Source organism: Paraburkholderia jirisanensis (assembly GCF_054782355.1).
Window position 1 is genome coordinate 176,285 of record NZ_BAAGSQ010000021.1, and the last position, 18,954, is coordinate 195,238.

An 18,954-nucleotide genomic window follows, 5' to 3' on the forward strand; every position below is an offset into this window, starting at 1 on the left:
CGCCCTGCAAGCCCCTCGACTGCGCAGCACACCCCAACCTCCAGCACCCTCGCCCCCGACGCACCCAGCGCACTGCTAGGCGGTCTCAGTCCGTCTCAATTCATGAGCCGCTACTGGCAAAAGAAGCCCTTGCTGATTCGCGGCGCAATGTCGGACATCGTGGCGCCGCTATCGCGCGACGAGCTATTCGAACTGGCCGATCGCGATGAAGTGGAGAGCCGGCTGATCACGCATTTCCGCAATAAGTGGGAACTCGAGCACGGGCCATTCGCAGCCGACGAACTGCCATCGTTGCGCCAGCGCGCCTGGACGCTGCTGGTGCAAGGCGTGAACCTGCACGACGAGCGCGCCCGCGCGTTGATCGAGCGGTTTCGCTTTGTGCCGGATGCAAGGCTCGACGACCTGATGGTTTCGTATGCAACGGACGGTGGCGGAGTCGGCGCGCACTACGACTCTTACGATGTGTTTCTGTTGCAGGTGCAGGGCAAGCGTCGCTGGCGCATTGGCGCGCAGCGCGACCTGTCGCTGGCACCCGGCTTGCCATTGAAAGTTCTACAACACTTTGAACCCGATGACGAATGGGTACTCGAGCCAGGCGACATGTTGTACCTGCCGCCGCATATCGCGCACGACGGTATCGCCGAAGGCGAATGCATGACCTGTTCGATTGGCTTTCGCGCACCTTCCAATAGCGAATTGACCGCGCAGTTCCTGTATCACCTCGCTGAGCGCGGCGACACCGGCACGGGCACGCGCGCCACAACTGAGCTGTATCGCGACCCGCGCCAGCCTGCTGTCGAACACCCTGCGCAGGTGCCGCCGATGCTGGTCGAAAAGCTGGGCGCGATCCTTGCTAAAGTGAGCTGGACCGACGCGGATATCGCATCGTTTCTCGGCACGTATCTGAGCGAGCCCAAGCCGAGTGTGGTGTTCGATCCGCCTGCACGGCCACTCGATGAAGCACGTTTCACGCGCGCCGCAGCGAAATCGGGCGTGCGTCTGGACCGCAAGAGCGTGATGCTTTACGACAGCCGCTCCTATTATTTGAATGGCGAAGAAGCGAAGCTTGCCGGCGACAAAAAGTGGGTGTGTGAATTGGCCGATCAACGGCATTTAGGTGCGAAACGGTTTGTAACACTCTCGCACCAACTGTCGATGACAGCACGTCTGCACGAATGGTATCGTGCGGGCTGGATACAGGTGGGTGAAGTGGGATAACATGTGTGCCGCCTGTGGCACCGCATCGTGGGATTCTGTCTGGGAAGTACAACGTATTGGCCCCGGATTTGTCGACGGTGGATATGAAAGTGCATATAATTTCCGCCCAAGCCGTACGGGAAGATTCACGCCTCATGAAGTGCGTCTCCACCAGCGGCCCGGGTCGGTGTTAGAGCACATTACCGGTATATTTGCGCTGTTGCTTACCTTTAACCATAAAAGGACGTGATCATGAAGAAATCCCTCCTCGTAGCATCCCTGTTGGCAGCTATGGCTCTTGCTGCGTGCAGCAAGAGCGGCGGCGACAACGCTGCTGCTCCGGCGGCTAGCGATTCGGCTGCCGCTTCGGCACCGGCAGCTGCTGCTTCGGATTCGGCTGCTGCCGCTTCGGGCGCTGCTGCTGCTGCGAGCGACGCTGCTGCTTCGGCTACGACTGCTGCTTCGGACGCAGGCGCTGCCGCTTCGGACGCTGCTGCATCGGCAGCTGCTCCGGCATCGGGCGCAAGCCAGTAAGCGTAGCGAAGGTTCGCGGCAACGCGAATCTGTGCAGGCGGACCTCTCGGGTCTGCCGCACATGCAACACGACAGAGCAGAACGCCACGGAATCACTTCCGTGGCGTTTTGTTTTTGTGGCCGCGATTGAACGACATACAGCGCGATATCTCACCGCGCCGCATGCGATGCGCATATCAATCGTTCGGTATGGCCGGCTCCGCGAAGAACTCGCGCACCACGTCGATCTCACGTGTGCGTTTGAATGGCGGCAGGCTCTGCCAGATACGCTTGCCATACGGTTTGTCGACCAGACGCGTATCGCAGATCATCAGCACGCCGCGATCGGTCTCCGCGCGAATCAGACGCCCTGCGCCCTGCTTCAACGTGATCACCGCTTGCGGCAACTGATGCACGGCGAACGGACTCAGGCCTTTCTTCGTCAATGCATCGAGACGCGCGGACAACACCGGGTCGTCGGGCGGCGCGAACGGCAGCTTGTCGATCACCACCAGCGATAGCGCATCGCCGCGCACATCGACACCTTCCCAGAAGCTCTGGCTACCCACCAGAATCGCATTCCCGTAGCCGCGAAAACGTTCGAGCAATTCGGTGCGGCTCGCATCGCCCTGCACCAGCAGCGGCATATCCCAGCCGCGCGATTCAATCGTATCGCGTAGCTTGTTCGCGATTCGATCGACGGCGCGCAACGTCGTGCATAACATGAACACGCCGCCGCCGGATGCTTCGATGGCTGGCAGCGCCGCATCGAAGACGGCATCGGTGAAGGCCGGCGAAGATGGCTGCGGCAGATTGCGCGGCACATACAGCAGGCCTTGCGTCGCGTAGTCGAACGGACTGGGCAGCGTCATCGAGCGGCGCGAGCTCAAACCCATCTGTGCGGCATAGTGCGTGAAGTCGCCGCGCACCGATAAGGTCGCCGACGTGAAAATCCATGCACGCGGCACACCGGCGCGCTGCTTCGCGAAAATCGGCGCAACCGACAGCGGTGTTTCGTGCAACTGCACCGTATGCGAGAAGACTTCGACCCAGCGAACCTTCTCGCCTGAATCGGATGCGGCTTGTGTCGTGCTGCGTGTGGATGCAGAGCCATCCGCGTTACGCTCGTCACGCGTGTCGCGCGCTTCGTTAGTGGTGTCTTTAGGCGCGGGCGGCGTAGTCCAACCGCCAAGCAGATCCTGCAATTCACGCGCACGCCGCAAACACACACCGATCGATTCCGCACGCTCCGACTGCGATGCCAGCGCGGACGCCAGCGCATCGAGCTCGGTCTCGACCTTTTCAAGCGCTTCAAACAACGGATGATCGTCCGGCAACTGGCTGATCGACAGACGCAGCGAATCTTCCTTGAAGGTCAAACGCACGTCGCGCGTGGCGCGCTCGAGCGCGGCGCCGAGCTTGACCCAGTCGAGCGCATCGCGCGCGTGTCCAAGCCCTTCCACGACCGCATCGCGCGCCAGTTCGAGCAGTTGTGCGGTGGACAGCGTCTCGCCGAAAAACAGCGTCGCGGTTTCCGGCAGCTGATGCGCCTCGTCGAACACGACCGTGTTCGCGGTCGGCAGCAACTCGGCCATGCCGGTGTCGCGCAACATGATGTCGGCGAAGAACAGATGGTGATTGACCACCACGATATCGGCCTGCTGCGCTTCGCGGCGCGCCTGCATCACGAAGCAGTCTTTGTAGTGCGGACACTCCTGGCCGAGACAGTTGTCGCGCGTCGACGTCACCATCGACCACACCGCCGCCGTTTCGGGCACGCTCGCAAGCTCGGCCTTGTCTCCGGTGCGCGTGATCTTCGCGAAACGCACGATCTCCTGCAGATACGAGGTGTCCTGGCGCGACGGCAGACGGCCGTTGTCCGCGGTGCGCTGCAAATAGTAGTGGCACAGATAGTTGGCGCGGCCCTTGAGCATCGCCACCGACACCGGCACCGCCAGCGCATCGCGCACGGTCGGGATGTCGCGCTGGAACAGCTGGTCCTGCAAATGCTTGGTGCCGGTCGAGACGATCACCTTGCCGCCCCACAGCATCGCCGGCACCAGATAGGCATAGGTCTTGCCGGTGCCGGTGCCCGCTTCGACGATCAGTGTGTTCTCGCCGCTATCGGCGCTTTCGGATTCGCTGGCTGTGCCGCGTTCATCGCTGGCTGCCCCCTGGCGTTGCGCGGAGGACGGCTGTAGCCGCCGTGCCGGCCGCTGCTGCGCTTCGAACATCGCGGGCTCAGGCAGCGCGCGGCCGGAGGCTTCGAGCGCGGCAGCGACCGCGCGCGACATCTCGATCTGCGACGCGCGCGGCCGGTAGCCGTCGATCTGTCGGGCCAGCAAGCCGTCGGAGGCAAAGATATCGCCGAGTTCGGCGGCCCGGCGCGGCGTCAGCGATGCGGCCAGGGCCGCAGCACCTCCGGCTTTCGGCGCCGCGCCGGTCTCAGCGCCCGCGCTGGTGCCTGCGCTGGTGTCTGGCCTGGCGCCCGGGTCGGTGCGCGGATCGCGCGACCCGGCGCTGTCGGCCGATGAGCTGCGGGAGGTAGGTTCAAGCGGTGCGTTCAAGGCAAGCGGTTCCTGCAAAATCCGGCGCGAAGCGCTGCACTGCTGCGTCGACCCCGGCGCCTGCCAGGCGGCGAACTCAGCCTTGCGCGTCCGGTTCGAGCTGCAATTGCAGCAGGATGATGGTGTCTTTCAGCTTCAGCTTGCGTTTTTTCAGACGCTGCAGCGCGTAGTCGTCGGCACTCGGCTCCTCCGACATGCGGTGAATCAGCCGATCGAGCCCACTGTGCTCCGACTCCAGTTGAAGGATACGGTCGCGAAGTGTCTCTGCATTGACTTGATGGGCGCGCATGCTCGCCTCCTCTTCCGAAATGGGCGAGGTGCGCAGCTACCCGGTTGCTCCGGTCATGCGGCGCGCACCTCGCTCGAGGTTGCTGTCCGGCCTGAAACGCGTTACTGCTGTTGCTGCTGTTTTTGTTGCTGCTCGAGTTGCTGTTGCTGCTGCAGATCCTGCTGTTGCTTCTGCTGCGCCTTCTCGGCGGCCTGCTTCTGGCGCGTTTCGATATCCGCCTTGTGCTGCGCGGCGTCGATCTGTTTCTGCTGGAAGCGCTGCTGCTTGTCGACCCGCTCCTGCGCCTGTTGCGCGCCCTGCGCGCGCGCGGCGTCGAGCTTGCGCTGAAAGTCCGGCGAGTTCGCCGCCGCGGGTGGCGCCGGGCTGGCGCCACGCTGCGCCTGATCGATCGCGTGTTGCTGCTGCTTCTGCTGGTACGTCTGCTGGTTGGCGGCCCGCTGCGGCGCGCCGGCCTGGCGCTGCGCCTCGTCGATCGCGTGCTGTTGCTGCTTCTGCTGATACGCCTGTTCGTTGGCGGAGCGCTGCGGCGCTTCGGCCTGCCGCTGCGCCTCGTCGAGCGCGTGCTGGCGCTGCTTGTCGGCAAACGCCGCTGCGTTGCGCGCATCCACCGCGTCGCGCTGCGGCGCTTCCGCTTCGGCTTGCGCCTGTTTGATCGCCTGCTGCTCGTCGCGCTGGCGCGCGTGCGCGACGCGCTTCTGGTCGTCGAGGGCCAGCTGTTGCTGGCGGATGTCGGCCTGCACCGCACGCATCTCGTCGCGTGCCTTGCCCACGCAATGGGTGACGAAGAACGTGTCGTAGCAGTTGTGCTGCGCGACCGCGAAACGGTAGTTGTTCTGCTCGGTACGTTGGTCGAGGTCTTTCTGGCGCGCTTCGAATTCGCTGTCCGGCGAGGCAGCCGCGTCGTCGGACGCCTGCGCAAAATCGTCGCTTGCCTGGTTGGCGCTGCCGGAGGCACCGGACGCGCCCGACGCAGCTGATGCGCGCGTCATGCCTGCTGTGCCTGCCGCACTTGCCGCACTTGCCGCCATGCCGCCGTTGCCACGCGTCACGCGCCGCAAGTCTTGCGCCACTGGTGCCGTCGCAGGCGTCTCGCCGTCCGCTTGCGACACGGCACTATCGGTCGCCTGATCGCTATCACCCGCCTGCGCGGCGACCGCCTGAGGCACTGCCGTTTGCGCAAATTGCGCCGATGCGTGAGTGACCTGCGCCAACGCGGGTTGCGCGGCGCCCAAACCCGCGCACAGCGCCACCGCGACCCATGCGCCGGCAAAAGAACCGCCCACCGCAGAGGCGCGCCGCGTCTTCGCTACCGACGGTGTGAAACAGGTTAACTGCGAGGCCAACCGCGAGGCCCACCACGCGCGCGCCGCACGCGAAGCGACCAGCAAGGCAAGCGAGGTTGCGGGCACGGCAGACAGGTCGGCTACAAGCTTGACGACAAGCTCGGCAACAAGCGGGAAGCGGGAGGTCGGCAACGTCGTAGGTGGGCAGCGGGACATGGGCGAAATTCTAACATCCCGTGCTTGAGCGCCCTGGCATTTATGGCAAAATGCCCCCGCCTCGTTGGCGAAATTCGCGGATCCGTTTGTGGCGACATTCATGGCCTCATTCACGGCCACGTCCACAAGCCCATTCGCGGCTACCTTCGCGGTTACGTTCGCGGTTACATTCGCAGCTTCAGCAACCCGGCTGCTGCCGTGCGCGCGCCACGCGCCCATGAGCCCACGCGGCCATGTGCCCTTCGCGCCCCTGCAGCGCGCGCACCCAGCGGCCCCAGATCGAGTCCGGCAGGAACAGCAAGCCTTATGACGGAAACCGTAGCACTCAAGATCGTACAGCGCATCGCCACCGAACTGGCCGTCCAGCCCCGCCAGGTGGCGGCTGCGGTGCAACTCCTCGATGAAGGTTCAACCGTTCCGTTCATCGCGCGATACCGCAAGGAAGTCACCGGCAATCTCGATGACACGCAATTGCGCAATCTCGAAGAGCGCCTGCTGTATCTGCGCGAACTCGAAGACCGGCGCGCGACGATCCTCGCGAGCATCGACGAACAGGGCAAACTCAGCGACGAACTGCGCAGCGCGATCGAAGGCGCCGACAGCAAACAGGTGCTCGAAGACCTGTATCTGCCGTATAAGCCGAAGCGCCGCACGCGCGCGCAGATCGCCCGCGAAGCCGGCCTCGAGCCGCTGGCGCAGGCGCTGCTGGCCAATCCGCTGCTCGATCCGCAAAGCGAAGCCGCCGCGTACGTGAATGCCGAACTCGGCGTCGCCGACGTCAAGGCCGCGCTCGACGGCGCGCGCGACATCCTGTCCGAACAGTTCGGCGAAACCGCGGACCTGCTCGGCAAGCTGCGCGACTACCTGTTCAACCAGGGCGTCGTGTCGTCGGCGGTGGTCGAAGGTAAGGAAGGCGAAGAAGGCGAGAAATTCCGCGACTACTACGACTACGCCGAAACCATCAAGACCGTGCCGTCGCACCGCGCGCTGGCGCTGTTCCGCGGCCGCAATGCGGGCGTGCTGCTGGTCAAGCTGGGTCTCGGCGAAGAACTCGACGCGCAGGTGCCGCACCCGGGCGAAGCGATGATCGCGCGCCACTTCAGCATCGCGAACCAGGGGCGCCCTGCTGACAAATGGCTGTCGGACGTGTGCCGCTGGTGCTGGCGCGTGAAGGTGCAGCCGCACATCGAAACCGAACTGCTGACCAACCTGCGCGAGCAGGCCGAGCACGAAGCGATCCGTGTGTTCGCGCGCAATCTGAAAGACCTGTTGCTGGCCGCGCCGGCCGGCCCGAAGGCGGTGATCGGCCTCGACCCGGGCCTGCGCACCGGCGTGAAGGTCGCGGTGGTCGATCGCACCGGCAAGGTGCTCGCCACCGATACGATCTACCCGCACGAGCCGCGCCGCGACTGGGACGGCTCGCTCGCGAAGCTCGCGCGTATCGCCGCGCAAACGCAGGCCGAGCTGATCAGCATCGGCAATGGCACGGCGTCGCGCGAGACCGACAAGCTCGCGAGCGAACTGATCGCGCGCCATCCGGAATTGAAGCTGCAGAAGATCGTCGTGTCCGAAGCGGGCGCGTCGGTTTATTCGGCATCCGAACTGGCGGCCAAGGAGTTTCCCGATCTCGACGTGTCGCTGCGCGGCGCGGTGTCGATTGCGCGGCGTCTGCAGGACCCGCTCGCCGAGCTCGTCAAGATCGAGCCGAAGGCGATCGGCGTCGGCCAGTATCAGCACGACGTGAACCAGCGCGAGCTCGCGCGTTCGCTCGATGCAGTGGTCGAAGACTGCGTGAATGCGGTGGGCGTCGATGCGAACACCGCATCGGTCGCGCTGCTTGCCCGCGTGTCGGGTCTCAATGCGACGCTCGCGCGCAATATCGTCGAGTTTCGCGATGCGAACGGGCCGTTCCCGTCGCGCGAACATCTGCGTAAGGTGCCGCGCCTGGGCGACAAGACGTTCGAGCAGGCCGCGGGTTTTCTGCGCATCAACGGCGGCGAAAATCCGCTCGACCGCTCGTCGGTGCACCCGGAAGCGTATCCGCTGGTCGAGCGGATGCTCGCGAAGATCAAGCAGCAGATCGGCGACGTGCTGGGCCGTCGCGAAGCGCTGGCGGGCCTCGCGCCGACTGAGTTCGTCGACGAGCGCTTTGGTTTGCCGACGGTGCGCGACATTCTCAGCGAACTCGAAAAGCCGGGCCGCGACCCGCGCCCGGAGTTCAAGACCGCAACGTTCCGTGATGGCGTCGAGAAGATTTCCGATCTGTCGCCGGGCATGGTGCTCGAAGGCGTGGTGACCAACGTCGCAGCGTTCGGCGCGTTTATCGACGTCGGTGTGCATCAGGACGGTCTGGTACACGTGTCGGCCATGTCGACCAAGTTCATCAAGGATCCGCACGAAGTGGTCAAGGCCGGGCAGATCGTCAAGGTAAAGGTGCTCGAGGTGGACGTGAAGCGTCAGCGTATTTCGCTGACGATGCGACTCGACGACGACTTCGGTGCTGCTGGAGGCGCGAGCTCTGGGTCCGCTGCGCGCACTGGCAGCGGCGCGCCGAACGAGCGCGGCGGCGCGGGCCGCAACGGCGGTGGCGGACGCGGACCGCAGCGTTCGCGCGATGCCGAACCGGCCGGTGCGATGGCCGCGGCGTTCGCGAAGCTCAAACAGCGCTAGGCGCGTGATGTGCGCGGCGTCGGCGATATCGGCCGGCGCTGTGCGCGCGACCATCACGCATGCGGCTGAATCGCGGTAATCGCAATGATGACTGCATGCCGCTAGCGCTACACGCCAACACGCGATATCTGGTCCTCTGCTACAACAAAAAGCCCACACTTTTGAACTGACTCTGAGCAGTTCAGAAGCGTGGGCTTCTTTGTTCGTGCACCGCGTGCACCCCGTCGACCCGGGCTTACAGCGCCAGGCCGCGGCACCACTCAGATCTCGATCTTGGTCCCGAGTTCGACCACCCGGTTCGCTGGAATACTGAAGAAGTCGGTCGGCTTCGCAGCGTTCTGATGCATCCACGCGAACACTCGCTCGCGCCACACCGACATGCCTGGCAACTGCGTCGGCACCACCGTTTCGCGCGCGAGGAAGAACGACGTGTCCATCAACTCGAAGGTCATATCCTGCGTGCGGCCCACCGCCTCGAGCACCGCCTTCACGTCACAGGTTTCGTTAAAGCCGTACGCGGCCTTGACGAGGAACAGCCCGCCGGTGACGTCCTTCACCGTCAGCCGGTCTGCTTCGTCGACGTAAGGAATGTCGCGCGTGATGAAGGTCAGGAAGATCGTGCGTTCGTGCAGCACCTTGTTGTGCTTCAGGTTATGCAGCAAGCTCACCGGCACCAGCGACGAACTCCCCGTCAGATAGATGGCCGTACCCGACACCCGATGCGGCGGATGCGCAAGCAGGCCCTGCACGAACGGCATCAGCGGAATACCGTCGGCGGCCGTGCGCTCCTTGACGATCATGCGGCCCTTGAACCACGTCATCAGCAGGAAGAACAGCAGCGCGCCAATGCCAAGCGGCAGCCAGCCGCCGTCGGCCACCTTCAGCAGATTGGCGCCGAAAAAGCCGAGGTCGACGATCATCAGCGCGCTGATGATCAGCGCGACGACGATCTTGTTCCAGTTCCATACCTTGACCATCACGACGCTCGCCAGCACCGTCGTGATCACCATCGTCGCGGTGACCGCGATACCGTAGGCAGCCGCCAGATTGTCCGAACTCTTGAAGCCGATCACGATGCACAGAATGATGAACAACAGCATCCAGTTCACCACCGGCACGTAGATCTGGCCGATCGCGAGTTCCGACGTGTGCAGGATCTTCATGCGCGGTACATAGCCGAGCTGGATCGCCTGGCTCGTCAGCGAATAGGCGCCCGAAATCACCGCCTGCGACGCGATCACGGTTGCAACCGTGGACAGCACCACCAGCGGCAGCAACGCCCAGTCCGGCGCCAGCAGATAGAACGGGTTTTCGATCGCCTTCGGATCGTGCATCAGCAAGGCACCCTGGCCGAAGTAGTTCAGCACCAGCGACGGCATGACCAGCGCGTACCACGCGAACCGGATAGGTTTTGCGCCGAAGTGGCCCATGTCCGCGTACAGCGCCTCGGCGCCGGTCAGCACCAGCACGACTGAGCCGAGCACCACGTACGCCTGCAGCAGGTGCGCAGACATGAACGAAACCGCGTAGTAAGGGTTGAGCGCGGCGATCACCTCAGGCGACTGCACGATATGCGACAGGCCAAGCACCGCCAGCGTAACGAACCACAGCACCATGATCGGCCCGAACAGCCGCCCGACGGCGGCGGTGCCGTGCCGCTGGATCCAGAACAGCAACAGCAGGATCACCATGGTCAGCGGCAGCACGAGGTGCGCCAGCTTCGGCGCGGCAAGCTGCAGGCCTTCGACGGCCGACATCACCGAGATGGCCGGCGTGATCACCGCGTCGCCGTAGAACATGCAGGCGCCGAAGATGCCGAGCATCGTCAAGAGCCCCGCGGCCCTGCTGCGTGAGTTGAACGAACGTAGCGACAGCGCCATCAGCGCGAGCACGCCGCCTTCGCCGTTGTTGGACGCGCGCATCACGAACAGCACGTACTTGACGCTGACCACGATGACGATCGCCCAGAACAGCAGCGAAATCACACCGAGGATGGAATCGACCGTCAGCGGGATGCCGTGCGACGGGCTGAATGCTTCTTTCAGCGAGTACAGCGGGCTCGTGCCGATGTCACCGAAAACCACGCCAATCGCAGCGACCGCGAGTGCGGGAAGAGGCTGCTTGGGCGCGTGATGGTTGTCTGTCATAAGCGCGAAAAGAATCCGTTCCTGGGCGGCGAAAAAATGAGCGCTATTCTAATCCGGCCTCGCGGGGCCAACGTTCACAACGTTGTGCGAACGCTACGGCTGTCTGGAACGTCCGCAGTGTAGCATCGCGACTTCGTCTAGTCTCTGGTAGAGCATCGCTTTCGATGTTACGCGCCGTGGTTCGCATACGGTGTGGCTTGCAGCGCGCCTACGTTCACAAAACATGCACGTAAAAAAACGGAGCCTGTAACGGGCTCCGTTCACCATCGTGTGACGTTTTCAAACCGGCATCTGCGCTTTCGCTGTTGCGCCGCACGCCGTCATGGTTTCGTCACGCATCCGGCGTGGTGTCGTGCTGCGTGCCGCGCTTGATCCATGCGCCCAGATTATGCGGACGCACAGTGTCCCATTCTTCGAACGGCTGATGAATCCATGGATTGGTGGCGAGATGCTGCACGTAGTAATCGGGCTTGACCGACGAGCACGCCTTGTACCACAGCACCGCCGAACGCACCGCCGTCACCGCAGGATAGCGATCTTTCAGGTGCTGCTGCACGCGCGCCAGCGTGACGCCTGAATCGACGAGGTCGTCGACCAGCAACACGTTGCCCGACAGTTCGCCGCGCGTCATCGTGATGTACTGCGCAATATCCAGATTGCCTTGCTGCGTGCCGGCTGCTTCGCGATACGAACTGGTGGCGAGAATCGCCAGCGGCAGATCGTAGATGCGCGACAGCTGGTCGCCTACGCGCAAACCACCGCGCGCAAGACACAGGATCTTGTCGAACTTCCAGCCCGAGTCGTGCACCGTCAGCGCGAGCAATTCGATCAGACGGTGATACTCATCCCAACCGACCCAGAGGTTCTTTTCGTCGTTGCGCGGATCTTTCATCGCAATCATCGGCACACCCTGAATCATTGATCAAACCTTGAACGGGTGACGCAGAAGAATGGTTTCGTCGCGATCCGGACCGGTCGACACCATGTCGATCGGCACCCCCGCGACTTCCTGCACACGCGTCAGATACGCTTGCGCGTTGGCCGGCAGCTGGTCCCATTCCTTGATGCCAATGGTGCTTTCGGCCCAACCCGTGAAGGTTTCGTACACCGGTTCGCAGCGCGCGACTTCCGATGCGCCACGCGGCAGGATGTCCACTTCCTTGCCGTCGATCTTGTAGCCGATGCACAGGTTCACTTCATCGAGGCCGTCGAGCACGTCGAGCTTCGTGATGCACAGACCCGACACGCCGTTGATCTGGATCGAGCGGCGCAGCGCGGCAGCATCGAGCCAGCCGGTGCGGCGCGGGCGGCCGGTGACCGAGCCGAATTCCTTGCCGACGGTGGCAAGCGTCAGGCCGATCGGCGCCTGGCGCGCGGCGTTGTCGGCGTCGTACAGTTCGCTCGGGAACGGGCCCGAACCGACGCGCGTGCAATACGCCTTGGTAATGCCGAGGATGTAGTCGAGCTTTTGCGGACCGACGCCCGCACCCGCCGATGCCGCGCCCGCGACGCAGTTGCTCGACGTGACGAACGGATAGGTGCCGTGATCGATGTCGAGCAGCGTGCCTTGCGCGCCTTCGAACAGCAGGTTGTTGCCGGCGTTGTTCACGTCGTACAGGCGGCGCGATACGTCGGTCACCATCGGCTTCAGACGGTCGGCGTAGCCGAGCATCATGTCGAGCGTCTGCTGGTAGTCGACCGCGGGCGCGCCGAGATACTGCGTGAGCACGAAGTTGTGGAAGTCGAGATTGGCGCGCAGACGTTCGGCGAAAGCTTCCGGCTCGAACAGGTCTTGTACGCGCAGGCCGCGGCGCGCGACCTTGTCTTCATACGCGGGACCGATGCCGCGGCCGGTCGTGCCGATCTTGCCGGCGCCGCTGCGTGCTTCGCGTGCCTGGTCGATCGCAACGTGGTACGGCAGGATCAGCGTGGTGGCTTCGGAGATGAACAGGCGCTTTTGCACATCGATGCCGGCGGCTTCGAGCTCTTCGATTTCCTTGAAGAGCGCCTCCGGCGACAACACGACGCCATTGCCGATGTAGCACGCGACCTCGGGACGCATGATGCCTGACGGGATGAGACGCAAGATGGTCTTCTTGCCGCCGATGATCAGCGTATGACCGGCGTTATGACCGCCCTGGAAACGGACGACGCCTTGCGCGTGATCCGTCAGCCAGTCGACGATCTTGCCCTTGCCCTCGTCACCCCACTGGGTCCCAACCACCACGACATTGCGCCCGGGGTTCACATTCACAGCACTGGCAGCAGACATGTTGTTTCGTAAGCTGGTTAAAAACGTATTCTACCTATCTTCGCGGCGGGTTCCGAGTTTTTCGTCACGGAGTTTCCCCTTTCCGCTCAAGGGCCTGGAGGTGTCCGGCGGGTCGGCGCTTGGTCGGCGCAGATGCGCCGCGCCGCTGCGGGCAGTTGTGGGCGTGATGCGCGATTGCGGGCAGCCGCGGATGGCGGCGCGCGCAATCCGCCGCTATGCGCGGCTTTTCACCACCCACGCACCGCCCTCTTCGACCAGCATCCGGTCGAACGCGAATTCGTCGAACGCATGATCGTGCCCCGGCAGCGCCTGGATCACGACTTCGCCGGCATCGCGCAACGCAGCGACTGCCGCGCGCAACGCGTCGTCGTGCTGCCACGGCGCGAGAATCGCACTGCTGCGCGCTTCGACCGGCGAAATGCGCGCCACTTCACGCAGATCCAGCGAAAACCCGGTGGCCGCGCGAGCCCGGCCATAGGCCTGGCCGACATGGTCGTAGCGGCCGCCGCGCGCGACCGCGTTCGGCACGCCGTCGACGTATGCGGTGAACATCACGCCGCTGTGGTACGCGTAGCCGCGTAAATCGGCGAGGTCGATCATCACTTCGGCGCCTTCCACCTGGCTGCTCAGGAACGCCAGATCGTCGAGCGCGCGGGCGATTTCCGGCGCGTTCGGCAGACGTGCGCGTGCCTCTTCGAGTACCGGCGCGGCACCGTATAGCGTCGGCAGCGCGCGCAGTGCGTCGCGTACCAGCGGCGTCAGGTTCGCGGTCAGTTCATTGAGCCGCGGCACATCCTTGCCCGCCAGCGCGCCGTACAGCGGCTCGCCAAGCGCCGCAGCGGCCGGATCGATCTGGAATAACGCGGCCAGCACGCCCGCGTGGCACAGATCGAGCCGCACCTTCGACAGGCCTGCAAGGCGCAACGCGTCGAGCATCAGTTGCTGGATTTCGAGGTCGGCTTCGAGCCCCGCGTGGCCGTAGATTTCAGCACCGATCTGGATCTGCTCGCGCGTTGCGTGCAGGCCGCGCGGCCGCGTGTGCAGCACGACGCCCGCGTAGCACAGGCGCGTCACGCCCTGGCGGTTCAGCAGATGCGCATCGATGCGCGCGACTTGCGGCGTGATGTCCGCGCGCAGCCCGAGCGTGCGGCCCGATAGCTGGTCGACCAGCTTGAAGGTGCGCAGGTTCAGGTCGGCGCCGCCGCTCGTCAGCAGCGACTCGAGATACTCGAGCATCGGCGGCATCACCATCTCGTAGCCGTAGGCGCGGAAACGGTCTAGCAGCCGCCGGCGCAGCTCTTCGATCTTGCGTGCCTCGGAAGGCAGTACGTCGGCAATGTTCTCGGGAAGTAACCAGGTCGACATCGGTAGATCCTGCAGCGTTGAGTCTGGCGCGCTGCGCGCGCCGGCGAATCGGAATGTTTGATACGAAAGCCGTGCTTGGCGGCCGCGCGTGGTTCGCGCAGCGGCGCGCGCACGGACGATATCACGTAAATGAGCACGTAAATGAGCACGCAAATGAGCATGCACCTGGCCACGCACCCTCGAACCGCACACGCACGGCACTGCGCGCCGAGGCGAAGGCCTGCGGGGTGCGCAGGCCGTCAGGTCGCGATCAGCAGCAGCACGAGGCCGAGGCCCATCACGATCAGCCCGCCGATCCGGATATGGTGCGGCGGGCGCTCCGCTATTCTACGAAACGTGTCGCGCCAGGCGACCGGAAACACGAAAGGAAAAATCCCCTCGATGATCAGCATCAATGCGATCGCGAGCAGTAACGAACCGGCTATGTCCATGCGAAGGGGGTCGCCGCGATCCGGTTGCCGCGGCGTGGGCTTTTATTGATGTTTGCGTGGCGCCGCGGCGTCGTTCGGCGTTGTCTCCCCGCCGTTCGGACCGCGCATGAAACGGAAGAAGTCGCTGCTCGAATCGACCACAACCACGTCGTTCGGCTTGAAGCTGTTCCGGTAGGCCTGCATGCTCTGATAGAACTGGTAGAACTGCGGGTCGCGGCTGTACGCATCGGCCGCGATCGACGCAGCCTTGCCGTCCCCGTCACCCTTGATTCCTTGCGCCTGCTGATAGGCATCGGCGAGCAGCGCCTGCTGCTGCTGCGCGGCGTCGGCCTTGATCTTGTCGGCTTCGGCCACACCCTGCGCACGTTCCTGTGCCGCAGCCTGCTCGCGCGCGGCGACCATCCGCTTGAACACCGTGTCGACCATCGAAGCCGGGAAGTCGACGCGCGTCAATTGAACGTCGATGACTTCGACACCCAGCGATGCCGCGGGTTTTTCCATCGCGGCGCGCGCGTCGTCACCCACTGTCTGCTGCTTCGCGAGCAGCTCGGTCAGCTTGTATTTCGCGAACGCATCGGTCAGCGCACTGCGCGAGATCAACGCGAGCCGGTCCGGCAGGCTCAACACGTCACCCTTCGTTTCGGCGACCAGCTTCACCGGGTCCGTCACGCGGTACTTGACGACCGGGTTGACCAGCAGATCGGTTTTGTCTGCGGCGGCGTAGTGATCTTCGTCAGGCGTGTCGAAGGTCTGGATGCGCGTGTCGACCAATGTCACGGTCTGCAGCGGCGCGGGCAGTTTCACATGCAGGCCCGGGCCCGCCAGCGACGGTTCGCCGTCGCCATGCGCGGACAGCACCGCCATATGACGCGGATCCACCGTAAACACCATCGACGACGCGACGAACAGCACGATCACGACAGCAATGACAAGCGCAATGATTCGGTTCATGTTGGCAGCCCTCATTGCAGATCGTCGTCGCGGCCGCGGCTGCGGAACGAGTCGCGCGAGCGGAATGCGTCGCTCGCGGCCGCCGGCTGGCTGGCCGCGGTGGCTGATGCGGCCGACGCCGGCTGCGCTGCCGGTTGCTGCAAGGTTTGTTGTTGCTGCGCCTGTGGCATCAGGCCGATCACCGGCGGGCCGCCTTGCGCTGACGCGCCTGCTGCGCCCTGCGCGCCTTGTGCGCCTTGTGCGCCTTGTACACTGCCTGCTGCCGTCGAACCGGCCGCGGCAGCCGCAGCTGCGGCATCCGCGACACGCTGGCGGTTATCTGCAACAAGCTTGTCGAGCGGCAGATACAGCACGTTGTTACCCACCTTGCTGTCGACGAACACCTTGGTGGTGTTCGAATAGATGTACTGCATCGTGTCGAGGTACATACGTTCGCGGATCACGGCAGGCGCCTTCGAATACTGCGCGTAGACCTCCTTGAAGCGCTCCGCGTCGCCTTGCGCCTGCGCGACCACGCGATCGCTGTAGCTCTTCGCTTCGTCGATCAGACGCGCGGCCTGCGCCTGCGCACGCGGCAGCAGATCGTTCGCATAAGCCTGCGCGTCGCGCTTCGCGCGCTCGCGGTCCTGGCGCGCCTTCGCTTCGTCTTCGAAGGCCGGCTGCACCTGTTCAGGCGCCTGCACGCTCTGGATCGTCACACCCGTGACGGCGAGGCCTGAATTGTATTGATCCAGAGAACGCTGGATCGAATCGGTCAGTTGCTGGCGGATGGCTTCGCGGTCCTGAAAAAGCACGTCGCTGGTGCTGCGCGCGCCGACGATCTCGCGAATCGCGGCCTGCCCGGCCTGCGTCACGCTCTGGTCCGGGTCGGCGCTGCGGAACAGGTAGTCGACCGGCTTGCGAATCTGATACTGCACCGCGAAGCGCACGTCGACGATATCGCCTTCGTGCGTGAGCATCGACGCATCCTTCACGTTGGCGAGCCGGATCACGTTGCTGCGGCCGATCTCGACCGAATGGATCTGCCCGATGTTGACGATCTCATGCGCCTCGAACGGATACGGCAGACGCCAGTGCACGCCCTGCTCGACCGTGCCGCGGTACTTGCCGAACTGCAGCACGACGCCCGCCTGGCCTTCCTGCACGACGAACACGCCGCTGCCCAGGTAGATCGCGATCAGCACGCCGATCACGATGCCTACGCCGATGCGCGCACCGCGTCCGTTATCCGGCCGCCGCTCGCCGCCGCCTTTGCGACCGAACAGACGCGACAGGCGCCGGTTGAAGTCGCGCCACATTTCGTCGAGGTCCGGCGGGCCGTCGCCACCCTTGTCGTTCTGCGGACGCTTCTCGTTCGACCGTTGCCGCTCGCCATTGCCGTCTCCCCGGCCCCAGCGCGGGTCGTTCAGCGAAAGCATGGCGCGCACACGCAGCCAGATACTCCGTTCGTTGTATTGGTTCACCGGTATTCGTTCACCAGAGTAGACAGCGGGTCGATGCAATTCGGAAAGGCCAAGGGGTCAGTGCCCGGGTTGTGTGACCTTGCGGTCTGGTTCGCGATGGTCTTCGCGATGGTCGACATCGAATGCCTGCGGCCGGTCTTTTTCCAGCAAGGGACCGTCGGCACCGGAAAGATGTTCTGCAGTAGCGATTTCAGCGATGGCAGTGCGCAACGCGTCGAGCCCCTGCCCCGTGCGCGCGCTCAAAAAGACGCGCGAAATATTACCATACTCGTCCCGCTCGATTGCCTCGCCGCGGGCCGCCAGTTCAGGCACCGAGTCGATCTTGTTGAACACCAGCACCTGGCGGATCGTGTCCGCGCCGATATTCGCGAGCACCTCGTTCACCTGATCGATCTGGTCGAGGCGCACCGCGCTCGACGCATCGACCACGTGCAGCAGCAAGTCCGCGTGAATCGTTTCTTCGAGCGTCGCACGGAATGCCGCCACCAGTTGGTGCGGCAGTTCACGGATAAAGCCGACCGTATCGGACACCACGATCTGGCCGATCTCGTCGCCGAGATAGACGCGCCGCGAAGTGGTGTCGAGGGTCGCGAACAGTTGATCGGCCGCGTACGCCTGCGCTTTGGTCAGCGCGTTGAACAGCGTCGATTTGCCCGCGTTCGTGTAGCCGACCAGCGACACCGACATCGTGCGGTTGCGCTCGCGCGCGCGGCGTTGCGTGCCGTGCTGGCGACGCAGTTTGTCCAGCCGCCCCTTGAGCATCTTGATGCGATCGCCGATCAGCCGGCGGTCGGTTTCGAGCTGGGTTTCGCCCGGGCCGCGCAGGCCGATACCGCCCTTCTGACGTTCAAGGTGGGTCCATGCGCGCACGAGGCGCGTGGACAGGTATTGCAGTTGTGCGAGTTCGACCTGCAGCTTGCCTTCGTGACTGCGTGCACGCTGCGCGAAGATGTCGAGGATCAGACTGGTGCGGTCGATCACACGCCTGTTAAGCAAGCGCTCCAGATTGCGCTGCTGAGCGGGTGCGAGCGAATGATTGAAAATGACGAGGTCGATATCGTTCGCCTCGCACGCGATGCGCAATTCGTCGGCTTTGCCGCTGCCGACGAATAATGCGGCATCCGGAGCCGAGCGACGGCCGGTGAGCGTGACAGCAGGATGGGCGCCCGCGCTTTTAGCGAGCAGGCTGAGTTCTTCGAGACTGGCGACGAAATCGATCTTGCCGAAGTCGATGCCGACGAGCGCTGCGTTGGTCAAATTGGCGGGTATCAAAGTGAAAGCGGCCGGGGCGAGCGCCGCGAAGCGGAATGCTCGGGCCGGCCGCAAAGAAAGGTTAGGACGATTCCGAATCCGGGTGGAAATTCACCGGACGCGCAGGCACGACCGTCGAGATTGCGTGCTTGTAGACCATCTGGGTAACCGTATTCCGGAGCAACACGACGTACTGGTCGAACGATTCGATGTTCCCTTGAAGCTTGATGCCATTCACCAGATAGATCGAGACTGGCACGTGCTCTTTACGCAGTGCGTTCAAAAACGGGTCTTGTAACAATTGCCCTTTGTTGCTCATAGCAAACTCCGTATTTTTTT

15 protein-coding genes are annotated in these 18,954 nt (G+C 64.0%); 3 read left to right on the top strand and 12 right to left on the bottom strand.

The window, feature by feature from the left end:
• Positions 1-102: 102 nt before the first annotated feature.
• Together ACYVNQ_RS10055 and ACYVNQ_RS10060 are read left to right on the top strand one after the other, a co-directional pair.
• Positions 103-1,218, top strand: a complete 1,116-nt coding sequence (locus tag ACYVNQ_RS10055; RefSeq protein ID WP_460902330.1) for a JmjC domain-containing protein — start codon at positions 103-105, stop codon at positions 1,216-1,218.
• 231 nt (positions 1,219-1,449) lie between these two features.
• On the top strand, positions 1,450-1,731 hold the full coding sequence (locus ACYVNQ_RS10060; protein WP_460902331.1) for a hypothetical protein: 282 nt from the start codon (positions 1,450-1,452) through the stop codon (positions 1,729-1,731).
• Between the two features lie 176 nt (positions 1,732-1,907).
• Here the strand turns inward: ACYVNQ_RS10060 and ACYVNQ_RS10065 are convergent, their stop codons facing one another.
• The 3 genes from ACYVNQ_RS10065 to ACYVNQ_RS10075 form a co-directional block, all read right to left on the bottom strand.
• Positions 1,908-4,277 carry an ATP-dependent DNA helicase gene (locus tag ACYVNQ_RS10065; protein WP_460902332.1) on the bottom strand — a complete coding sequence of 790 codons (2,370 nt, stop codon included), beginning with the start codon at positions 4,275-4,277 and terminating at the stop codon, positions 1,908-1,910.
• A gap of 76 nt (positions 4,278-4,353) precedes the next feature.
• Complete coding sequence (locus ACYVNQ_RS10070; protein WP_460902333.1) at positions 4,354-4,566, bottom strand: DUF465 domain-containing protein; 213 nt, start codon at positions 4,564-4,566, stop codon at positions 4,354-4,356.
• A gap of 101 nt (positions 4,567-4,667) precedes the next feature.
• Positions 4,668-6,065, bottom strand: coding sequence for a hypothetical protein (locus tag ACYVNQ_RS10075; protein ID WP_460902334.1), 1,398 nt, complete (start codon positions 6,063-6,065; stop codon positions 4,668-4,670).
• Between the two features lie 306 nt (positions 6,066-6,371).
• Here ACYVNQ_RS10075 and ACYVNQ_RS10080 point away from each other — a divergent pair, with 306 nt between their 5' ends.
• On the top strand, positions 6,372-8,735 hold the full coding sequence (locus ACYVNQ_RS10080; protein WP_460902335.1) for a Tex family protein: 2,364 nt from the start codon (positions 6,372-6,374) through the stop codon (positions 8,733-8,735).
• 260 nt (positions 8,736-8,995) lie between these two features.
• On the opposite strand, the gene ACYVNQ_RS10085 is transcribed toward ACYVNQ_RS10080, so the two are convergent.
• The 9 genes from ACYVNQ_RS10085 to hfq all read right to left on the bottom strand — a co-directional run bounded on the left by ACYVNQ_RS10085 (position 8,996) and on the right by hfq (position 18,934).
• The gene (locus ACYVNQ_RS10085; RefSeq protein WP_460902336.1) at positions 8,996-10,882 is read right to left on the bottom strand and encodes a potassium transporter Kup; all 1,887 of its coding nucleotides are present in this window, start codon (positions 10,880-10,882) and stop codon (positions 8,996-8,998) included.
• 331 nt (positions 10,883-11,213) lie between these two features.
• Positions 11,214-11,801 (bottom strand): phosphoribosyltransferase, encoded by a 588-nt coding sequence (locus ACYVNQ_RS10090; RefSeq protein WP_460902337.1) that lies wholly within the window; start codon positions 11,799-11,801, stop codon positions 11,214-11,216.
• A 3-nt stretch (positions 11,802-11,804) separates the two neighbouring features.
• Positions 11,805-13,154 carry an adenylosuccinate synthase gene (locus ACYVNQ_RS10095; protein ID WP_460902338.1) on the bottom strand — a complete coding sequence of 450 codons (1,350 nt, stop codon included), beginning with the start codon at positions 13,152-13,154 and terminating at the stop codon, positions 11,805-11,807.
• Positions 13,155-13,367: 213 nt separating this feature from the next.
• Complete coding sequence (locus ACYVNQ_RS10100) at positions 13,368-14,519, bottom strand: ATP phosphoribosyltransferase regulatory subunit (RefSeq protein WP_460902339.1); 1,152 nt, start codon at positions 14,517-14,519, stop codon at positions 13,368-13,370.
• 239 nt (positions 14,520-14,758) lie between these two features.
• Positions 14,759-14,950, bottom strand: a complete 192-nt coding sequence (locus tag ACYVNQ_RS10105) for a DUF2065 domain-containing protein (RefSeq protein ID WP_460902340.1) — start codon at positions 14,948-14,950, stop codon at positions 14,759-14,761.
• A gap of 42 nt (positions 14,951-14,992) precedes the next feature.
• The gene (gene hflC, locus ACYVNQ_RS10110; RefSeq protein ID WP_460902341.1) at positions 14,993-15,901 is read right to left on the bottom strand and encodes a protease modulator HflC; all 909 of its coding nucleotides are present in this window, start codon (positions 15,899-15,901) and stop codon (positions 14,993-14,995) included.
• 11 nt (positions 15,902-15,912) lie between these two features.
• Positions 15,913-17,364, bottom strand: a complete 1,452-nt coding sequence (gene hflK, locus ACYVNQ_RS10115) for an FtsH protease activity modulator HflK (RefSeq protein WP_460902342.1) — start codon at positions 17,362-17,364, stop codon at positions 15,913-15,915.
• 57 nt (positions 17,365-17,421) lie between these two features.
• Positions 17,422-18,621, bottom strand: coding sequence for a GTPase HflX (hflX, locus tag ACYVNQ_RS10120; RefSeq protein WP_460902343.1), 1,200 nt, complete (start codon positions 18,619-18,621; stop codon positions 17,422-17,424).
• A gap of 76 nt (positions 18,622-18,697) precedes the next feature.
• Positions 18,698-18,934, bottom strand: coding sequence for an RNA chaperone Hfq (gene hfq, locus ACYVNQ_RS10125; protein ID WP_007580427.1), 237 nt, complete (start codon positions 18,932-18,934; stop codon positions 18,698-18,700).
• Between the last annotated feature and the right edge of the window lie 20 nt (positions 18,935-18,954).